General features: G+C 42.9%; 12 protein-coding genes. 4 read left to right on the plus strand and 8 right to left on the minus strand.

Features of this window, described 5'->3' with window-relative positions:
* Positions 1-75: 75 nt before the first annotated feature.
* Together ACQZ43_RS14205 and rimK are read left to right on the plus strand one after the other, a co-directional pair.
* Positions 76-2,619: an ATP-dependent Clp protease ATP-binding subunit gene (locus ACQZ43_RS14205; protein ID WP_430613349.1), complete on the plus strand. Its 2,544-nt coding sequence runs from the start codon at positions 76-78 to the stop codon at positions 2,617-2,619.
* Between the two features lie 74 nt (positions 2,620-2,693).
* Entirely contained in the window at positions 2,694-4,058 is a 1,365-nt protein-coding gene (gene rimK, locus ACQZ43_RS14210; protein WP_430613350.1) for a 30S ribosomal protein S6--L-glutamate ligase, read from the plus strand.
* A gap of 38 nt (positions 4,059-4,096) precedes the next feature.
* Here the strand turns inward: rimK and ACQZ43_RS14215 are convergent, their stop codons facing one another.
* Positions 4,097-4,681, minus strand: coding sequence for a DUF4142 domain-containing protein (locus tag ACQZ43_RS14215; protein ID WP_430613351.1), 585 nt, complete (start codon positions 4,679-4,681; stop codon positions 4,097-4,099).
* Between the two features lie 207 nt (positions 4,682-4,888).
* On the opposite strand from ACQZ43_RS14215, the gene ACQZ43_RS14220 reads away from it, so the two are divergent.
* On the plus strand, positions 4,889-6,073 hold the full coding sequence (locus ACQZ43_RS14220) for an LETM1-related biofilm-associated protein (RefSeq protein WP_430613352.1): 1,185 nt from the start codon (positions 4,889-4,891) through the stop codon (positions 6,071-6,073).
* A 2-nt stretch (positions 6,074-6,075) separates the two neighbouring features.
* On the opposite strand, the gene can is transcribed toward ACQZ43_RS14220, so the two are convergent.
* From can to ACQZ43_RS14235, 3 genes are all read right to left on the minus strand, one after another.
* Positions 6,076-6,723 carry a carbonate dehydratase gene (gene can, locus ACQZ43_RS14225; protein ID WP_430613353.1) on the minus strand — a complete coding sequence of 216 codons (648 nt, stop codon included), beginning with the start codon at positions 6,721-6,723 and terminating at the stop codon, positions 6,076-6,078.
* 15 nt (positions 6,724-6,738) lie between these two features.
* Entirely contained in the window at positions 6,739-7,377 is a 639-nt protein-coding gene (locus ACQZ43_RS14230) for a carbonic anhydrase (protein WP_430613354.1), read from the minus strand.
* 247 nt (positions 7,378-7,624) lie between these two features.
* On the minus strand, positions 7,625-7,747 hold the full coding sequence (locus tag ACQZ43_RS14235) for a hypothetical protein (RefSeq protein WP_430613355.1): 123 nt from the start codon (positions 7,745-7,747) through the stop codon (positions 7,625-7,627).
* A 246-nt stretch (positions 7,748-7,993) separates the two neighbouring features.
* Here ACQZ43_RS14235 and metK point away from each other — a divergent pair, with 246 nt between their 5' ends.
* Entirely contained in the window at positions 7,994-9,277 is a 1,284-nt protein-coding gene (metK, locus tag ACQZ43_RS14240) for a methionine adenosyltransferase (RefSeq protein ID WP_430613356.1), read from the plus strand.
* A gap of 326 nt (positions 9,278-9,603) precedes the next feature.
* On the opposite strand, the gene ACQZ43_RS14245 is transcribed toward metK, so the two are convergent.
* The 4 genes from ACQZ43_RS14245 to gyrB all read right to left on the minus strand — a co-directional run bounded on the left by ACQZ43_RS14245 (position 9,604) and on the right by gyrB (position 17,466).
* Positions 9,604-11,001 (minus strand): hemolysin family protein, encoded by a 1,398-nt coding sequence (locus tag ACQZ43_RS14245; RefSeq protein ID WP_430613357.1) that lies wholly within the window; start codon positions 10,999-11,001, stop codon positions 9,604-9,606.
* 381 nt (positions 11,002-11,382) lie between these two features.
* Positions 11,383-14,361 carry a protein translocase subunit SecDF gene (gene secDF / locus ACQZ43_RS14250; RefSeq protein WP_430613358.1) on the minus strand — a complete coding sequence of 993 codons (2,979 nt, stop codon included), beginning with the start codon at positions 14,359-14,361 and terminating at the stop codon, positions 11,383-11,385.
* A 140-nt stretch (positions 14,362-14,501) separates the two neighbouring features.
* Positions 14,502-15,437: a malate dehydrogenase gene (locus ACQZ43_RS14255; RefSeq protein ID WP_430613359.1), complete on the minus strand. Its 936-nt coding sequence runs from the start codon at positions 15,435-15,437 to the stop codon at positions 14,502-14,504.
* A gap of 88 nt (positions 15,438-15,525) precedes the next feature.
* Complete coding sequence (gene gyrB, locus ACQZ43_RS14260; RefSeq protein ID WP_430613360.1) at positions 15,526-17,466, minus strand: DNA topoisomerase (ATP-hydrolyzing) subunit B; 1,941 nt, start codon at positions 17,464-17,466, stop codon at positions 15,526-15,528.
* Positions 17,467-17,549: the final 83 nt, after the last annotated feature.

Below are 17,549 nucleotides of genomic sequence, written 5' to 3' on the forward strand. Positions count from 1 at the left end.
GACGCTTTCGATATAGGTACACTTTTTGCATTTACCTTATCAAACAATCATTCACCCTATTTAAAGATAACATACATGGACGATAATTTTTCACCAAGAGTTAAAGACGTGATTACCTATAGCAAGGAAGAAGCCTTGCGATTAGGCCATGACTTTATCGGTACGGAGCACCTATTATTAGGGATTTTGAGAGATGGTCAGGGAGAAGCTATTACAATTTTAAACAACCTAGATATCGATTTAGATTTTTTACGAAATAAAGTAGAAGTTTTAAACCCCATCAACCCCAATAAAGACTTGCAGTCAGACAAGAAAAACCTGCACCTGACCCGCCAAGCCGAACGCGCTTTACGCATCACTTTTTTAGAGGCTAAAGTGTTTAAAAATGAAACGATTAGCACAGGGCATTTGCTGTTGTGTATTTTAAAGAATAACGACGACCCGACCACCAAGCTTTTAAACAAGCTAAAAGTGGACTATGAAATAGCCAAAGAGGAGTTTTCTTCTATACTTTCCAACGAAGATGCCGCTAGTGGAACCTCGTTCCCCAAAGCGGAAACCTTCGACGAGTCAGGACAAGATGACAGTACGGCTGACACGAATTTCAACAATCCCACGTCAAAAACGGCGAAAAAGTCCAAAACTCCGGTATTGGACAATTTTGGGAGAGATTTAACAGAGATGGCCGAAGCGGGCAAGTTGGATCCGGTAGTGGGCAGGGAAAAGGAAATCGAACGGGTTTCGCAGATTTTGAGCCGTAGAAAGAAAAACAACCCCTTGCTCATCGGAGAACCCGGTGTGGGTAAATCGGCTATAGCTGAAGGGCTTGCCTTGCGCATAGTGCAAAAGAAAGTGTCTCGTATACTCTTTAACAAGAGAGTGGTGACACTGGACTTGGCCAGCTTGGTAGCGGGAACCAAATACCGTGGACAATTTGAAGAACGCATGAAGGCCGTGATGAATGAGTTGGAAAAAAACACCGACATCATTTTGTTCATCGACGAGATCCACACCATAGTTGGTGCCGGTGGTGCTACGGGCTCATTGGATGCGTCCAATATGTTTAAACCCGCTTTAGCACGGGGCGAAATTCAGTGCATAGGCGCTACGACCTTGGACGAATTTAGACAGCATATCGAGAAAGATGGTGCCTTGGAAAGACGTTTTCAGAAAATCATAGTGGAACCGACTTCCATAGAGGAAACCATCACCATACTCAACAACATCAAAGAGAAATACGAGGATCACCACAACGTGATTTATACGCCCGAAGCCATTGAAGCCTGTGTAAAACTGACCAGTAGATATATGTCGGACCGATTTTTACCGGACAAGGCCATCGATGCGATGGACGAGGTGGGATCGCGTGTACACATTACCAATATCGATGTACCGGAAGAAATTATCGAGTTGGAGAAAAACCTCGAAGCGGTACGCGAAGAGAAAAACGACGTGGTTAAAAAGCAAAAATACGAGGAGGCAGCGCGCTTGCGCGACGACGAAAAGCGCATTGAAAAGGATTTGGCCATTGCCCAAGAAAGATGGGAGGAACAAACCAAAACCAATCGCATCTTAGTCACGGAAGACAACGTGGCCGACGTGGTTTCGATGATGACGGGTATACCGTTGAATCGAATCGAACAAACCGAAAGCAACAAACTGGCTTTGCTGCCGGAATTGATCAAGGGTAAAGTCATTGGTCAAGACGAGGCGGTTGGCAAGATTGCCAAGGCGATACAGCGCAATCGCGCCGGATTAAAAGACCCCAACAAACCCATTGGTTCGTTTATCTTTTTGGGTCAGACCGGTGTGGGAAAAACGCAGTTGGCCAAAGTGATTGCCAAAGAAATGTTTGACTCGGAAGATGCCTTATTGCGCATAGACATGAGTGAATACATGGAAAAATTTGCCATTTCGCGTTTGGTGGGTGCACCTCCGGGATATGTGGGTTATGAGGAAGGCGGACAATTGACCGAGAAAGTGCGTAGAAAACCGTATTGTGTGATTTTGTTGGATGAGATTGAAAAAGCCCATCCAGACGTTTTTAACATGATGCTACAGGTGTTGGACGACGGTCATTTGACCGACAGTTTGGGCCGTAAGGTGGACTTTAGAAACACGATCATCATCATGACGTCCAACGTAGGAGCGCGACAGCTAAAAGATTTTGGACAAGGGGTTGGATTTGGCACTCAGGCCAAAAAAGACCAAACGGAAGAAAACTCCAAAGCCATCATCGAAAATGCGCTGAAAAAAGCCTTTGCACCGGAATTCATCAATAGAATTGACGACATCGTGGTGTTTAACACCTTAGAGAAAGAGCACATCCACGCGATTATCGATATCGAAATCAAAAAGCTCTACGAACGCGTAACCGATTTAGGCTACACGCTTGAATTGGATGTGGAGGCGAAAGACTTTATAGCCGACAAGGGATTTGACAGACAATTTGGAGCCCGCCCATTGAAAAGAGCGATTCAAAAATACGTGGAAGACCCGTTGGCAGAAGAGATTATCACTTCTAAAATCCACGCGGGAGATCAGATAAAAATGACCTTATCCGACGATAAAGAGTCCTTAAAAATAGCGATTACGCAACTTGAAAAGCCTACTAATTAGTAGGCTTTTTTTTCCAAATTTTATATTAGCTAATCTAAATAATAGTACTAATTTAGTTTTACAAATCTAGACAAATGTTAAACAAAGTTATTGTAAGTAGCGAGGAGTGGTGCACGCTCCCCTCTCTCGGAATTCCCACCATCAAGGCTCGAGTAGATTCCGGAGCTAAAACCTCTGCCCTACATGCAGTTAATATAACTCCATTCGACAAAAACGGTGAAAACTGGGTAAAATTCGATGTCAATCCGATTCAAAATAACATCAAGACCGCCTTGCATTGCGAGGCCAAAATGATCGACAAAAGGATCGTAAAAAGCTCTAGTGGCTACCGCGAATTGCGCTATGTTATCCAAACCGAACTCGACTTGGGCGGTACGACTTGGGAAATTGAACTTACCCTAACCAATCGGGACTCCATGGGATACCGCATGTTGTTGGGACGCGAAGCCATGAGCGGACGCGTATTGGTCGATCCGGAAAAGCACTTTTTACTCGGACAACCTACACCGGAAAAAATCAAGGAATACTACTATACCAACGTCACTGAAAAAAAGGGCTTGCGCATCGGATTACTCGCGAGCAATCCCGATTTATACAGCAACAAGCGCATCATGGAAGCGGGCGAAGCACGCGGTCATGAGATGCACTTCCTCAATTTGAAGTATTGCTATATGAAACTCGACGCCAACCAGCCCGAGATTCACTATAGAGGCGGAAGGGTTTTAAACGATTTTGATGCGGTAATTCCGCGTATCAGACCGAGTATGACCTACTACGGCTGTGCGCTAACCCGTCATTTCGAGTCTTTAAAGGTGTTTAGTCTAAACAATGCCGCAGCGATTACACAGTCGCGAGACAAGCTGTATTCCCTGCAATTGTTGTTGAACAACGGGGTCGATATACCGACTACCGGTTTTGCCAACTCTCCTTTGGATACCAACGATTTGATCAAAATGGTTGGCGGTTCTCCGCTTATCGTCAAATTACTCGAGGGTACTCAGGGAAAAGGCGTGGTACTGGCCGAGACCAAAAAGGCGGCAGAAAGTGTGATCAATGCTTTTAAGAGCTTAAATGCCAATATCCTGGTTCAGGAATTTATCAAAGAAGCCAACGGGAAAGACATCCGCTGCTTTGTCATCGACGGAAAAGTCGTTGCAGCCATTCAACGGGAAGCCCTACCTGGCGAGTTTCGCGCCAATATTCACTTGGGCGGAACCGCTTCGATTATCAAGGTTACTGCAGAAGAGAAAAAAATCGCGATTAAAGCCGCTAAGGCGATGAATTTAAAGGTGGCAGGGGTCGACATCATTCGCTCCTCCAAAGGGCCGCTACTCCTCGAGGTGAACTCCTCGCCGGGCTTGGAAGGCATCGAAGGGGCTACCAATAAAGATATAGCCGGGGAAATGATTAAAGCCATCGAGAAAAATTTTAAATGGTAAACCATTGCAATCAAAGAGACCCTAAACCGGTCTCTTTTTTATTTTAGGTTGCGCTGTATTTCTTGGACCTCCGTCAGGCAATTTTCCAAAACCAGTCGTTTCCCATCGGCCCAAAGCCGGATGGTATCATCTTGGGTTTGGGCCAACACGGCGGCAATCGCTTCCACCGCATCGGTATACTCTTCAACTTGCAAATGCAGGTATCTCCGGTCAAAACTCGAAGAATCGGTTGTAGCGAGCTTTTCCAATTGGTCGTTTTTCTCTGCCGAAACCACTTCGGGCAACAGCACTTCATACCGCCTTGCCAATTCGATGAGCTCACGATGGGCATCTCCTTCATAGTCCAACAGGCTTTTTGCCCAGGTTTGCACCGCCGCAGTACCGCTCTTTTGCTCGGCCAGTTTGTTGATGCGCAACTGATACAGGGTAAACTCCGCATCGTCTACCAAGATTTCGACGATGTCTTCTTTATACTGCGCAGCCGCCTCTAATACCCGCTCTTGCCGCTGTGTTTGCACCGCTTTTTGACTGGGTATATGCTCTTTTTTGCACCCCCATAGTCCTCCTATTGCCAGCAGGCCGAAAATCAAAAACCCGACGCGCTGTCCATCCGCTCTCTTCATACGACATTCTTTAAAATTCCCTTATAAAAATAATAAAAACTCCTATAAAAACGGTTTTTTTAGCACTTAATTACAGGAGATACCGCCTATAAAGCGGTAATATCAGCGAAAAAAATTGATTGAAAGGGGCGTAAATTATTGGGCTAATTCTTATGAAGACTCGTTTTAAAACGATAAATTAGTCGTCCATTAAACTCCTCAAAAACTATGAATCCTTCAACCTCCGGCTGGATTAGGAAATATTTTAAAAAGAATCACGAGTACCACATCTTCAGGGATTCGAACTTAGAGAAAGTCTACCGCAAAGCCAGGGAGATCGGCTTCGCCTACGGGTATATCGATGCGGAGGTCTTTGGCAGTTCGGCTTTAAATCTGCGACTGACTCAGGAGGAACTCTCCAAGATTTGCCTGTTGCAAATGCTGGAAAAGGCGTATTACTACCGACGAAAAATTCACAATCACCACAAGTTTATCGCGGAGTTATTGGATTTTTACCAATTGCTTACGCCGCATAAAAAAAATTACCTCGACCGTTTATTGGGCAGTAAAAACCAATACGACCGACTGGAAAAGGCCTTTAAATACCGCTGGAGCATCAACTTGTTTAGCTCGGTTAAAAATCAGGGCTTTATACTGAACAACATCTTGCTCTTGGTAGACCTGCTCGCCTTTGACCGCTATTTGGTTACCGGAGAAAATCCCAAGGCGTTTTCCCACAACTTTATTGAATTGCTGATCAACATAGTCTTGCAGATCAAAGATCAGAAAGTCGACAAAAATGAAAACGATGTTTTACTGATTAAATACCTGCAAAAAACGCTGCCAACGGCTAAGGGGGTGGCTGGCGATTCCGCCAATGCTATCGGATCTAAGATGACGCATTTCCGAGAGATGGAGAAAAAGTTTTTGTCGGATTTCATCACAATCAACAGCTGGAACAACGACAGCAAAACCATGCGCGAGCCAAATTTGGATTTTCTCGATGCGTATCACTGTACGCTGTCGTCAAACTATTACCTCAAAAGTCAAAAGCACTTTTACGCATTCTTAGACAAGCACCAGCGCGAATATTACTTTTTTAAATCGTCCAACCTCTTCAACAACTTGGTCAAGTCGACCAGCAGTACAGTGGAATTGATTTTGATTAGAAACAAAAAACGATTGATTCGAGAGATTTATAAAAACGGTCATTTGATGAATTTGCTCTTGGAATCGACCAAGCGCGAATTGGACAGTCAGGAGAGGAAGCAGGTCAAAAAACAGCTGCTTGAAATCTGTAAAACGATTCCGTCGTTGACGATTTTCCTATTGCCCGGAGGCAGCTTGGTGTTGCCGATAATCTTAAAATTTATCCCGCAACTACTGCCTTCCTCCTTTAATGAAAACCTCTAGTTTTAGTTGTTGAATTTCAGTTGATACACCTCGTCCAAGTCTTGATTATTGGTTAGGTTAACTTCCAGATCGGTAACGTATCCGGAGTTCAATCCGTATGCCCAGCCGTGGATACTCAGCTCCTGCCCGTTTTTCCACGCAGCCTGCACAATCGAGGTTTTACCCAGGTCAAATACCTGCTCCTTGACGTTTAACTCGACAAATCGGTTGAAGCGCTGTGTTTCATCGGCTATGCCGTCTAACTCGCGTTGGTGCAAACGGTATACGGTTTTGATGTGTCTGATCCAATTATCGATAATACCGACGGAATTGTTTTGCATAGCGGCTTGTACCCCTCCACATCCGTAATGACCGCAAACGATGATGTTTTTGACCTTTAAGATATTGACGGCATAATCCAAAACGCTCAGCATATTCATATCGGAGTGAATGACCATATTGGCGATGTTTCTGTGTACAAACACTTCGCCGGGTTCGGCTCCGATAATTTCGTTGGCCGGTACCCTACTGTCCGAACAACCGATCCACAAGATTGGAGGGGTTTGCCTTTCGGATAATCGCTTGAAATAATCGGGATTAATGGCGAGTTTTTGCTCGACCCATTGCTTATTGTTTTCTAATATCTTTTTATATAAATCGGTATGTTCCAAAATTTTGTATTTAAATTATAGTGCAAAAAGCTCCTTGACAAAGGCTACTTCTCCCGTTTCCACTTTATAGTAAGCGCCAACCAAACCGATTTCGCCTTGTTCGAACATGTTTTTTAATACGTCGCTGCGTTCGAGTATGCGGTCTAAGGTAAAGATGACATTTTCAAAAGAAACCTGATCGATGGTGGACTGTTCAGTTAAATTCGCTTTCGGGTTTTCCATCACCACAGCGTCGATCGAGTTTTGAACTTTGGACAACAAGGCTGTTAGATGTCCCAATTCAGTACCGTGGCAAGCGCCCTTAATCGCGCCACAATTGGAATGCCCCAAAACCACGATTAACTTTGATCCCGCCAGTTTACAGGCAAATTCCATCGATCCAATGATGTCGTCATTCAATACATTCCCAGCGATGCGGGTGCTAAAAATATCGCCCAATCCCTGATCGAAGATCAATTCTGCTGAAGTTCTGCTGTCGATACAACTCAAGATAATAGCAAAGGGAAATTGATTCGCTTTGGTTTCATTGACCTGTTCCAATAAATTGCTGTGTGCTTTTAAATTTTCTACAAATCGTTGATTTCCTTCTTTTAAAAAGCTCAAAGCCAATTGTGGGGTTATCGAGGCTTGATCTTTAGAACTGTGTAATCGCATATTTTATGAGTTTGGAAACCTAAAAAACCTGTAGAGGACTCCCATATTAGTGAGGGCAAATTTAGGAAAAAAAAGCTTATGAGTCCTTTTTAATGACATTTATTGGCTTTTTCTCATTTTTGACGCCTACTTTTTAACAGTTGTTTTTTTATCGCGTCAAAGCCCCTTTATGTGCGACTCCTCCCGCGGTTAAAGATAAAATCGAAACCGGGACTATTAGCCGACCCACTTTAGGTTCGATTCATTTTTATCCGACAACCGCATCAACACCTACTCGTAAACCACTGGATTTTCCCACGATTTCACCTAAATCGGCATTTTGTAAAACCCCCGAAGCCATTAATATAATGGGCAACTGAAAGTATTCCACCGACACGAAAAAAACATCCCTTCGCTTTCCCCTATATGCGAAACAAAATGTAAACGACGGTAAAGTCAACCGTTAACACTACTATAAATTCTCAACAACTAGCGTAAAAATCGAAATATGTTTACTAAATTTGTCCCCACATTGGGAGGAAAAATTTGAACTGATTGCAACCTCGGTAAAAAAATGCTAAAGCAGAAAATCTACTTTAGCCATTTTTCTCTATTAATTTTAAAAAAATTAAACGTTATGGCTTATTACTTTACGTCAGAATCTGTTAGTGAAGGACATCCTGACAAAATCGCAGATCAAATTTCTGACGCTTTAATCGACAACTTTTTAGCTTTTGACCCAGAATCCAAAGTCGCTTGTGAGACATTGGTTACTACAGGACAGGTAATACTGGCAGGAGAGGTAAAATCAAAAGTATATTTAGACGTTCAAAACATCGCTAGGGAAGTCATCAAAAAGATTGGCTATACCAAAAGCGAATATATGTTTGACGCCAATTCTTGCGGTATCCTATCGGCTATACACGAGCAATCGGACGATATCAACCAAGGGGTTGACCGCGCATCCAAAGAGGAACAAGGCGCTGGCGACCAAGGGATGATGTTTGGTTACGCGACCAACGAAACGGAAGACCTGATGCCTTTGGCACTAGATTTATCGCATAAAATTTTACAAGAGCTGGCAGACATTCGCAGAGAGGCTACGGATATCGCGTATTTAAGACCCGATGCCAAGAGCCAAGTCACTTTGGAATACAGCGACGACAACACGCCTACGCGTGTGGTAACCATAGTGATTTCTACGCAACACGACGACTTCGTCAAACCGGAGAACGACAGCAAAGAAGCCAAAGTAAGCGCAGAATTGGCCATGCAACAACGCATTGAAAGCGATTTGCGCAACATCCTTATCCCGAGGATATTGGCCAAATACCCACAATACCTACACTTATTTCAAGATGTGGAATACCTGATCAACCCTACGGGTGTTTTTGTTATCGGTGGTCCTCATGGAGATACCGGCCTAACGGGTCGAAAGATCATCGTGGATACTTACGGAGGTAAGGGCGCTCACGGTGGTGGTGCTTTTTCGGGTAAAGACCCGAGTAAAGTAGACCGCAGTGCGGCTTATGCTACGCGTCATATCGCCAAAAACATGGTGGCTGCAGGTATAGCCGATGAAGTATTGGTTCAGGTGTCTTACGCCATTGGTGTAGCGCGTCCGATGGGATTGTATATCAACACCTACGGCACGTCTAAAATCGCTATAAAAGACAGCCAAATCGCCGAAAAAATATCGGAATTATTTGATCTTCGTCCGTACTTTATCGAAAAGAACCTCAAACTTCGCAACCCGATCTATAGCGAAACCGCTGCTTATGGACACATGGGGAGAAAACCGCAAACCGTGACCAAAATCTTTAAGAGCCCTAGTGGGGCCATTAAGGAATTGGAAGTAGAATTGTTTACTTGGGAAAAACTCGATCGTGTAGACGATATTAAAAAAGCTTTTGGATTGTAAAACATCCACAGCAACTATCAAACAAAAAAGGGCTGTCTCATCGCGAGACGGCCCATTTTTTGCCGTATTTTGACTTAAAAACGGATTGCTCCATAACTATCCATCAACTAATCCATCGACGTTTTACAGCGCTGCTTTAGCCTAAAAAACCGCTTAAAAACACCAAGAGGCCGTCCTTTTGAGACAGCCTCTTGATGTTTTTTATCTTTCGATTCGATGAACTGCTTATTCGTCCATTCGATCAATCCGTATTAAAAAAGCAGGCCCTTCGCTTTTACAGCCATCGATGTGAATGGGCTAAGCTGCGAGTCCGCATATATACGCTCTTAATCCTCTTCGACGATATCGGTGTTTTCCAAATCCAAGTGCAGCGAAAGCTGTACCTTTTCAACGGAGTTGCGGTACATCTTTAAAATAGTTCCGCTATAACAGTCCAAATCGATGGAGTCGTTTTCCTTTAATTCGGTATCGTAATACACCTGTGCGATCAATCCCGCTAGGGTATCGTAATGCTCCCCTTCTTCAAACTTATACGGCAACATTCTATTGATATCCGAAATATTGTAGTGGGCATTGACATTGTAAACCCCTTCGGACACTCTGGTCACTATGGGTTCTTCGTTGTCGTACTCATCTTGTATTTCTCCTACCAACTCTTCCAAGATGTCTTCCATACTGATGATACCGGAAAACTCCCCTACTTCGTTGGTTACCACGGCCATTTGGACGTGTTTTTTCTGAAATTGCTTTAATACGTTTTTGATCAGGGCTCCTTCGGAGATAAAAATCGGTTGACGCAACAGGGATTTGATTTCCGAATCGTCGGGATTGCCCAACAATTTCTTGATCAAGTCCTTGGTATACACGATTCCCTTGATGTTGTCTAAGGAGTCTTCATAGACAGGATAACGGGAATAGCCCTCGTTGATCGCGTAATCGATAGCTTCTTTAACCGAGGTCTTGATTTCAATAGCCGACACGTTCTTGCGCAGGGTTTGAATATTGAGCACGCGTCTGTCGTCAAAATCGAAAACGTTTTGAATCAACAGCCGTTCGGTTTCTTCAATAGCACCGCCTTCCTGACTTTGGGTAATGATCATTTTAAGTTCTTCTTCCGAGTGGATATCACTGCCGTGAACCGGCGATATACCAATCATTCTCAGCATTGCATTGGCCAAACCATTCATCAACCAAATTACCGGTCTAAAGATGAAGTAAAATATTTTTAAAGGCCATGCCAAGGCAAAGGTGGTTTTGGCTGGAAAATGTATAGCGATAGACTTCGGTGCTAATTCACCAAAGACAATGTGTAAAATAGTAATGATAAGGAACGCTAGAGGAAAGGAAATGCTACGAGCGATTTCGGTCCATTCTCCGCCTTCTAATCCCACCAACACGAACAAGTTCATGATAACCGGAGTTAGGGAGCTTTCACCCACCCATCCCAAGCCCAAAGAGGCCAGTGTAATACCCAATTGGGTAGCGGCTAAATAGGCATCGAGATTGTCAACAATCCCCTTGGCTACTTCTGCTACTCGGGCATTAATATCTTGGCTGGCTTGAATTTGTGAAGAACGTACTTTAACGATTGCGAATTCTGCCGCAACAAAAAAACCGTTTAACAGTACAAGAAAAAGTGTCAACAACAACTTCGCTGTCGAAATTTCTTCGGTGACATTGCCCGCGACAAGGAACAATGTCATAATCTGGGGGTATGTATCCATTTTATGAATTTAAAGGGACAGGCTTCGAATTTACGTTTTTATAAGCCTGCAAATTTATTATACTAAAAACGTGAAATAAGCTTCAATTCCGAGTGTTTATAAATTTAAGTAAAAGTACTAAAATTTTGATCTCTTTTACATGAAGCGTCGATTAATATTTGATTTGAATAAAAAAAACTCGTGGTCCATTTCTTCCATATTACAATAAAACAAAAGCATTCGTCTATAAATCCCCTAATTACCAAAGAATTTGCTCCTTGTGGTATAGTGTTATTACTAAAGTAAAAATTCCATTCGATATAGACAAGTAATTAACAAAGTTTAAAACAAAAAAGGCGTCTAAAAATTTAGACGCCTTTTAAATATGCTGGGAGAAGTTAACTAAGAAACCTGCGCTTCTTCGATACTTTCTCTGTGTAATCTTTCAATTTCCTCTTTGTCTTTTCTAGGCATGGTATCTACCAATACCGGTGTAGCCAAGAATAGTGAAGAATAGGTACCCACTATAATACCTACCAACATCGCGAAGATAAATCCTCTGATCGAGTCTCCACCGAAGATAAACATGATGAACAACACCATGATTAAAGTCAATGAGGTATTGATGGTTCTAGACAAGGTGGTATTTACCGAATCGTTAACGATTTGATTAAAGTCTCCTTTGGTCTTCCCACCGATAAACTCTCTTACCCGGTCAAATACAATTACGGTATCGTTCATCGAGTAACCGATAACCGTAAGGATAGCCGCGATAAAATGCTGGTCAATTTCCATGTGAAACGGCATGAACTTATACAGTAAAGAGTATAATCCCAATACAAATACGATATCGTGGGCTACGGAAACAATAGCTCCTAAAGAGTATTGCCATTTGCGGAACGAGATCAACAAGTATAAGAACACCACTGCCATTGATCCGATAACGGCCCAATACGCATTTGTTTTAACGTCTTTAGCAACACTTGGTCCTATTTTGGAAGCTTGGATAATACCCACCGATTTTCCTTCAGTAGCATTGACAAATTCCTCGTACGTAATGTTGTTAAAATACTTTTTCAATCCGCCGTAAAGCTTTTCGTTTACTTCTTGATCGACTTGAGCACCTTCGTCGTCTACTCTATATTTGGTCGTGATCTTAAGCTGGTCTTTGTTTCCAAAAACTTTAGCCTCTACGTTTACGCCAAATATTTCGCCTAACTCTTCAGATACCTGACTGGCTTCAACGGGTTTTTCAAACTTCACTTGGAAGGTTCTCCCCCCTACGAAATCGGTTCCTTGGTCAAATCCATTGATAAAGAATGAAGCACAGCTTACAATAACAATTACCGCAGACAAACCGTAGGTATATTTTTTAACGCCTAAGAAGTCAAAGTGGAAATTGGTAAACCAATTTTTAGTGATTGACGTACTGAAGTTTAATTTTCTTCCTTTTTCAGCATCTTTATCCATAAACATTCTCGCGATGAAAATAGAGGTAAATAAAGAGGTTAAAATACCGATTAACATCGTTGTAGCAAAACCTTTAATCGGTCCTGTACCAAATACAAATAAGATGATACCCGTAAGTATGTGTGTCACGTTGGCATCGATAATCGAGCGCATCGCCCCAGTCCAGCTGTAAGATTCCTTGATCGATTCCACAAGCGACTTGCCTTGACGCAAGCCCTCTTTGGCTCTTTCAAAGATAATGATATTCGCATCTACTGCCGTACCCATAGTCAATACGATACCGGCAATACCCGGCAACGTCAATACAGCACCTAAGCTAGAAAGGATACCGAATAAGAACAACAAGTTTAGGATCAACGCCAAGTTGGCATACCATCCGGCTTTACCGTAGTAAAACACCATCCATAAAGTCACCATCAACAAACCGAAAATAGAAGACATCATACCGGCATCGATAGCCGCTTGTCCCAAAGAGGGTCCTACGATTTCCGACTGTACGATATCTGCAGAAGCCGGTAGTTTACCCGCTCTTAGGATATTGGATAAATCCTTGGTATCCGATACGGTGAAATCACCTGTAATCACTGAGCTTCCTCCAGAAATAGCTCCTGTAGTCACCCCTGGTGCAGAATACACCACGTTGTCCAAAACAATAGCAATGTTGGATTGCTCTGTAAATGCTTTACCGGTTAAGGCTTCCCATGCTTTTGCTCCCTTAGGGCTCATTTGCATAGAAACCGATGGACGACCAAATTGGTCAAATTCGTCTCTAGCAGAAGTAATCGCACTACCGCTCAAAGGAGGAATACCGTCTCTGTTGGTTTTTAGTGCATATAACTCTACTAAGTCTGGTGTTTTTCTACTTGGTTTACCCCAAGCGAAACGCGCATAACGCTGATCAGCACTTAAAAGCGAACGGATATCCGCACGTTTTAAATAGCCGTTGATTTTCACGGTGTCTTTGGTTTGGAAGAAACCCAAAATCGGGCTACCCGCTTGGCTTCCCATTACCATGTGATCCAATAGTGGATTTACTTCTTTTTTAGCTGTTGAGTCGGCAGTTACTCCCGTCAACAACTTATCGATATCTGAATCGGCAGTCTTGGTCGTGTCTTTAACGGCCTCTGGCGTTTCCACTTTTGACTTTTCTGTCGTTTTCAAAACTTCGTTAGCCGCCATTAGGAAGCTTCCCATTTCGTCTACTTTATACGTTTCCCAAAATTCCAATTGGGCCGTACTTTGCAATAGGTTTTTAATCCTATCCACATCTTTCGCACCGGGTAATTCTACCAATATTCTTCCTGATTCTCCAATCATTTGAATGTTTGGTTGGGCTACACCAAATTTGTCGATACGCTCTCTAAAAACTCTATAGGCACTTTCGATGGATTCTTTAACCTTTCTGTCCAGTACTGTTTTTACTTGACTGTCGGTCATATCAATCGTAATTTCACTTAAATTACGGTTGGCGAAGATCTCTGGTGAGGCCAATTTTACAGCGCCTTTAGACTCTTTGTCAAAGGCAACGTAAAAAGCATTTAAATACGTTTGGTTACCTTCTCTGTTTAAGTCCGCTTCTGTAAGCGCTTTGTTAAACACCGCATTTTTTGAATGATTTGCCAATCCTTTCAAGATGTCTTTGATAGAGATTTGAAGGGTCACATTGATACCTCCTTCTAGATCGAGACCTTTATTGATTTGTTTGGCTCTCACTTCATTAAAAGTATGTCCTAAGAAGACCTTATCGTTACCGATTGAATCAAGATATTGCATTTCTTTTTCTGAATCTCCTCCAGCAAAATTTTTTGCTTTTTTCTCAAAATGACCAGTAACAAATGTGAATGAAAGTTGGTAAATACTTACCAATGCAAAAATTATTGCAAAAAATTTAACGAGTCCTTTATTCTGCATTATTACTAAAATTAATTATTTCTAATTTTTAAAAACGAGCAAATATATGATATACACAATGATTAAGCAATTTATTTCTGATTAATATCCAAAAAAAAACCACCCTTTCGGGCAGTTTTCATAGTAAAATAACGTTCTAATTATTCTAAAATATTTCTTAAATCTAAATTCATTGTTCTGATGGCCTCAGCGCTTTTATCAAATTTGTCTTGTTCGGATTTGTTTAAGTCCAATTTCACGATTTCTTCTATGCCGTTTTTACCTATAATACAAGGTACCCCCAAGCAGATATCCGATTGGCCGTATTGGCCGTCTAGCATTACCGAGCACGGAATCATACGACGGCGGTCGTGCAGTATACTGTCGACCAAAAAAGCCACAGAAGCGCCGGGTGCATACCAAGCAGAGGTACCGAGCAAACCCGTTAAAGTAGCGCCTCCTACCATGGTATCTGCCGCTACGGCTTGCAAGCTTTCTTCCGAGAGAAAATCCGCTACGGGATTTCCGACATAAGACGCCAAACGCGTCAACGGAATCATCGTGGTATCACCATGTCCGCCGATCACCATTCCCTGTACATCGCCTATGGGCTTATCCAAGGCTTTTGACAGAAAATACTTAAATCGAGAGCTGTCCAAAGCGCCCCCCATACCAATCACCCTGTTTTTGGGCATCTTCGTCGCTTTTAAAGCCAAATACGTCATGGTATCCATAGGATTAGACACCACTACCAAAACGGCCTTAGGCGAGTGCTTAAGCAGGTTTTCAGCCACGCTCTTTACGATATCGGCATTGATACCGATCAGCTCTTCACGCGTCATACCCGGTTTGCGCGGAACGCCCGATGTAATAACCACTACATCGCTGTTTGCCGTTTGCGTATAATCGTCGGTTACCCCGATGACACGGGTACTGAAACCGGTTGTTGCAGCGCACTGCATAATATCCATAGCCTTGCCTTCTGCCAAACCGGGTTTGCGGTCTAACAAAACAACTTCACTGGCTATTTCTCTATAAGAAATGATATCGGCACAAGAGGCACCTACATTTCCCGCTCCTATTATTGTTACTTTCATAAATATTGGTTTTGGTTTTAATCTACTGCCCAAGATAGTAAATTAAAATTAAAAAAGGCCAATCTTATTCAGATTGGCCCTATATTTTTTATGCGTCAATTTTAGCGTAAACGGCATTTTTCTCGATGAACTCGCGTCGCGGTGGCACCTCGTCTCCCATCAGCATGGAAAACACGCGGTCGGCTTCGGTCAAACTGTCGATCGTTACCTTTCTCATGGTTCTGTGCTCTGGATTCATGGTGGTTTCCCACAGCTGTTCGGCATTCATCTCTCCAAGACCTTTATACCTTTGGATGTTAAAGCCGGATCCCATCTTTTCAGAGATTTCGTTGCGCTCTTCATCGGTCCAAGCGTATTCTTTACGCTGTCCCTTCTTAACCATATACAAAGGTGGTGTTGCGATATATACGTGTCCGTTTTCGATTAAACTTCTCATATATCTAAAGAAGAAGGTCAAAATCAAGGTGGCGATGTGGCTTCCGTCCACATCGGCATCACACATAATCACTACTTTGTGGTAACGCAATTTCTCCAAGTTCAAGGCTTTACTATCTTCTTCTGTTCCAATAGTAACCCCAAGAGCCGTAAATATATTTTTGATTTCTTCGTTTTCAAAAACCTTGTGAATCATCGCTTTCTCCACGTTTAGAATCTTACCTCTAAGCGGTAAAATCGCTTGGAAATTACGGTCACGCCCCTGCTTAGCCGTTCCACCTGCCGAGTCACCCTCGACTAAGAACACTTCGCATTTTGCTGGATCCTGCTCCGAGCAATCCGACAACTTCCCTGGCAATCCGCCACCGGTCATTACGGTTTTGCGCTGAACCATCTCCCTGGCCTTTTTGGCCGCGTGACGCGCCTGTGCAGCGAGTATAACCTTTTGCACGATGATTTTGGCGTCGTTTGGATTTTCTTCCAAGTAATTCTCCAACATCTCCGCTACGGCCTGACTCACTGGAGAAACCACTTCGCGGTTCCCCAATTTGGTTTTGGTTTGTCCTTCAAACTGAGGCTCCATCACCTTTACCGAGATAATTGCCGTTAAGCCCTCTCTAAAGTCGTCACCGGTGATTTCGAATTTCAACTTGTCCAACAAGCCCGAAGCATCGGCGTATTTTTTAAGCGTTCTGGTCAATCCACTGCGGAAACCTTGCAAATGCGTACCCCCTTCGTGTGTATTGATATTGTTTACATAAGAGAAGATGTTTTCGGAATAAGTGTCGTTGTAAATCAACGCCACTTCTACCGGCACATCGCCCTTGTCGGTTTCCATGCTGATCACATCGCCAATAATAGGCACGCGATTGCCGTCTAAGAAGCGGATAAACTCTTTTAATCCCTCTTTAGAATGAAAGGTTTCGCCGACAAAATTGCCGTCCTTATCCGTTTCTCTACGATCTAAAAGCGTAATGGTCAATCCCTTGTTTAGAAAAGACAACTCTCTCAACCTACCGGCCAAGGTGTCGTAAGAAAATTCCAGGGTTTGTGTAAATATGGTACTATCGGGTCTAAAGGTCACCTTGGTTCCGTTTTTCTCGGAATCGCCTATCTGTTTTACCGGAAAAAGCGCCTTACCCTTAGCATATTCTTGTTCGTATATATGTCCGTTTCTAAAAACGGTTGCTTGCAAGTGTTCGGACAGGGCGTTGACACAGGAAACCCCCACACCGTGAAGTCCCCCAGAAACCTTATAAGAATCCTTGTCGAATTTTCCTCCTGCACCAATTTTGGTCATAACTACTTCCAAAGCAGAAACGCCTTCTTTTTTGTGCATATCAACGGGAATACCACGACCGTTATCCTCTACAGTTACGGAATTGTCTTCGTTGATAATGACACCGATTAAATCACAGTGTCCGGCCAAAGCCTCATCAATTGAGTTATCTACCACTTCATAAACCAAATGGTGTAATCCACGCGGCCCTACATCACCAATATACATCGACGGGCGCATTCTCACGTGCTCCATCCCTTCCAGTGCTTGAATACTGTCTGCAGAATAACTATTCTTATTTATTTCTTCGCTCATAATCAATATTCTAAAAATCGTATTTTTATGTGTAACGAGCAAATATACAATATTTTCGCGATTTTATCATCAAAATATTGGGC

Origin of the sequence: Flavobacterium sp. JP2137, assembly GCF_050562195.1 — a bacterium.
GTDB lineage: Bacteria > Bacteroidota > Bacteroidia > Flavobacteriales > Flavobacteriaceae > Flavobacterium.

What these genes read in the sequence shown, in the direction of transcription:
- ACQZ43_RS14205 (WP_430613349.1), top strand. Translation starts at nt 76, where the DNA reads ATGGACGATAATTTTTCACCAAGAGTTAAAGACGTGATTACCTATAGC.
- rimK (WP_430613350.1), top strand. Translation starts at nt 2,694, where the DNA reads ATGTTAAACAAAGTTATTGTAAGTAGCGAGGAGTGGTGCACGCTCCCC.
- ACQZ43_RS14215 (WP_430613351.1), bottom strand. Translation starts at nt 4,681, where the DNA reads ATGAAGAGAGCGGATGGACAGCGCGTCGGGTTTTTGATTTTCGGCCTG.
- ACQZ43_RS14220 (WP_430613352.1), top strand. Translation starts at nt 4,889, where the DNA reads ATGAATCCTTCAACCTCCGGCTGGATTAGGAAATATTTTAAAAAGAAT.
- ACQZ43_RS14230 (WP_430613354.1), bottom strand. Translation starts at nt 7,377, where the DNA reads ATGCGATTACACAGTTCTAAAGATCAAGCCTCGATAACCCCACAATTG.
- metK (WP_430613356.1), top strand. Translation starts at nt 7,994, where the DNA reads ATGGCTTATTACTTTACGTCAGAATCTGTTAGTGAAGGACATCCTGAC.
- ACQZ43_RS14245 (WP_430613357.1), bottom strand. Translation starts at nt 11,001, where the DNA reads ATGGATACATACCCCCAGATTATGACATTGTTCCTTGTCGCGGGCAAT.
- secDF (WP_430613358.1), bottom strand. Translation starts at nt 14,361, where the DNA reads ATGCAGAATAAAGGACTCGTTAAATTTTTTGCAATAATTTTTGCATTG.
- ACQZ43_RS14255 (WP_430613359.1), bottom strand. Translation starts at nt 15,437, where the DNA reads ATGAAAGTAACAATAATAGGAGCGGGAAATGTAGGTGCCTCTTGTGCC.
- gyrB (WP_430613360.1), bottom strand. Translation starts at nt 17,466, where the DNA reads ATGAGCGAAGAAATAAATAAGAATAGTTATTCTGCAGACAGTATTCAA.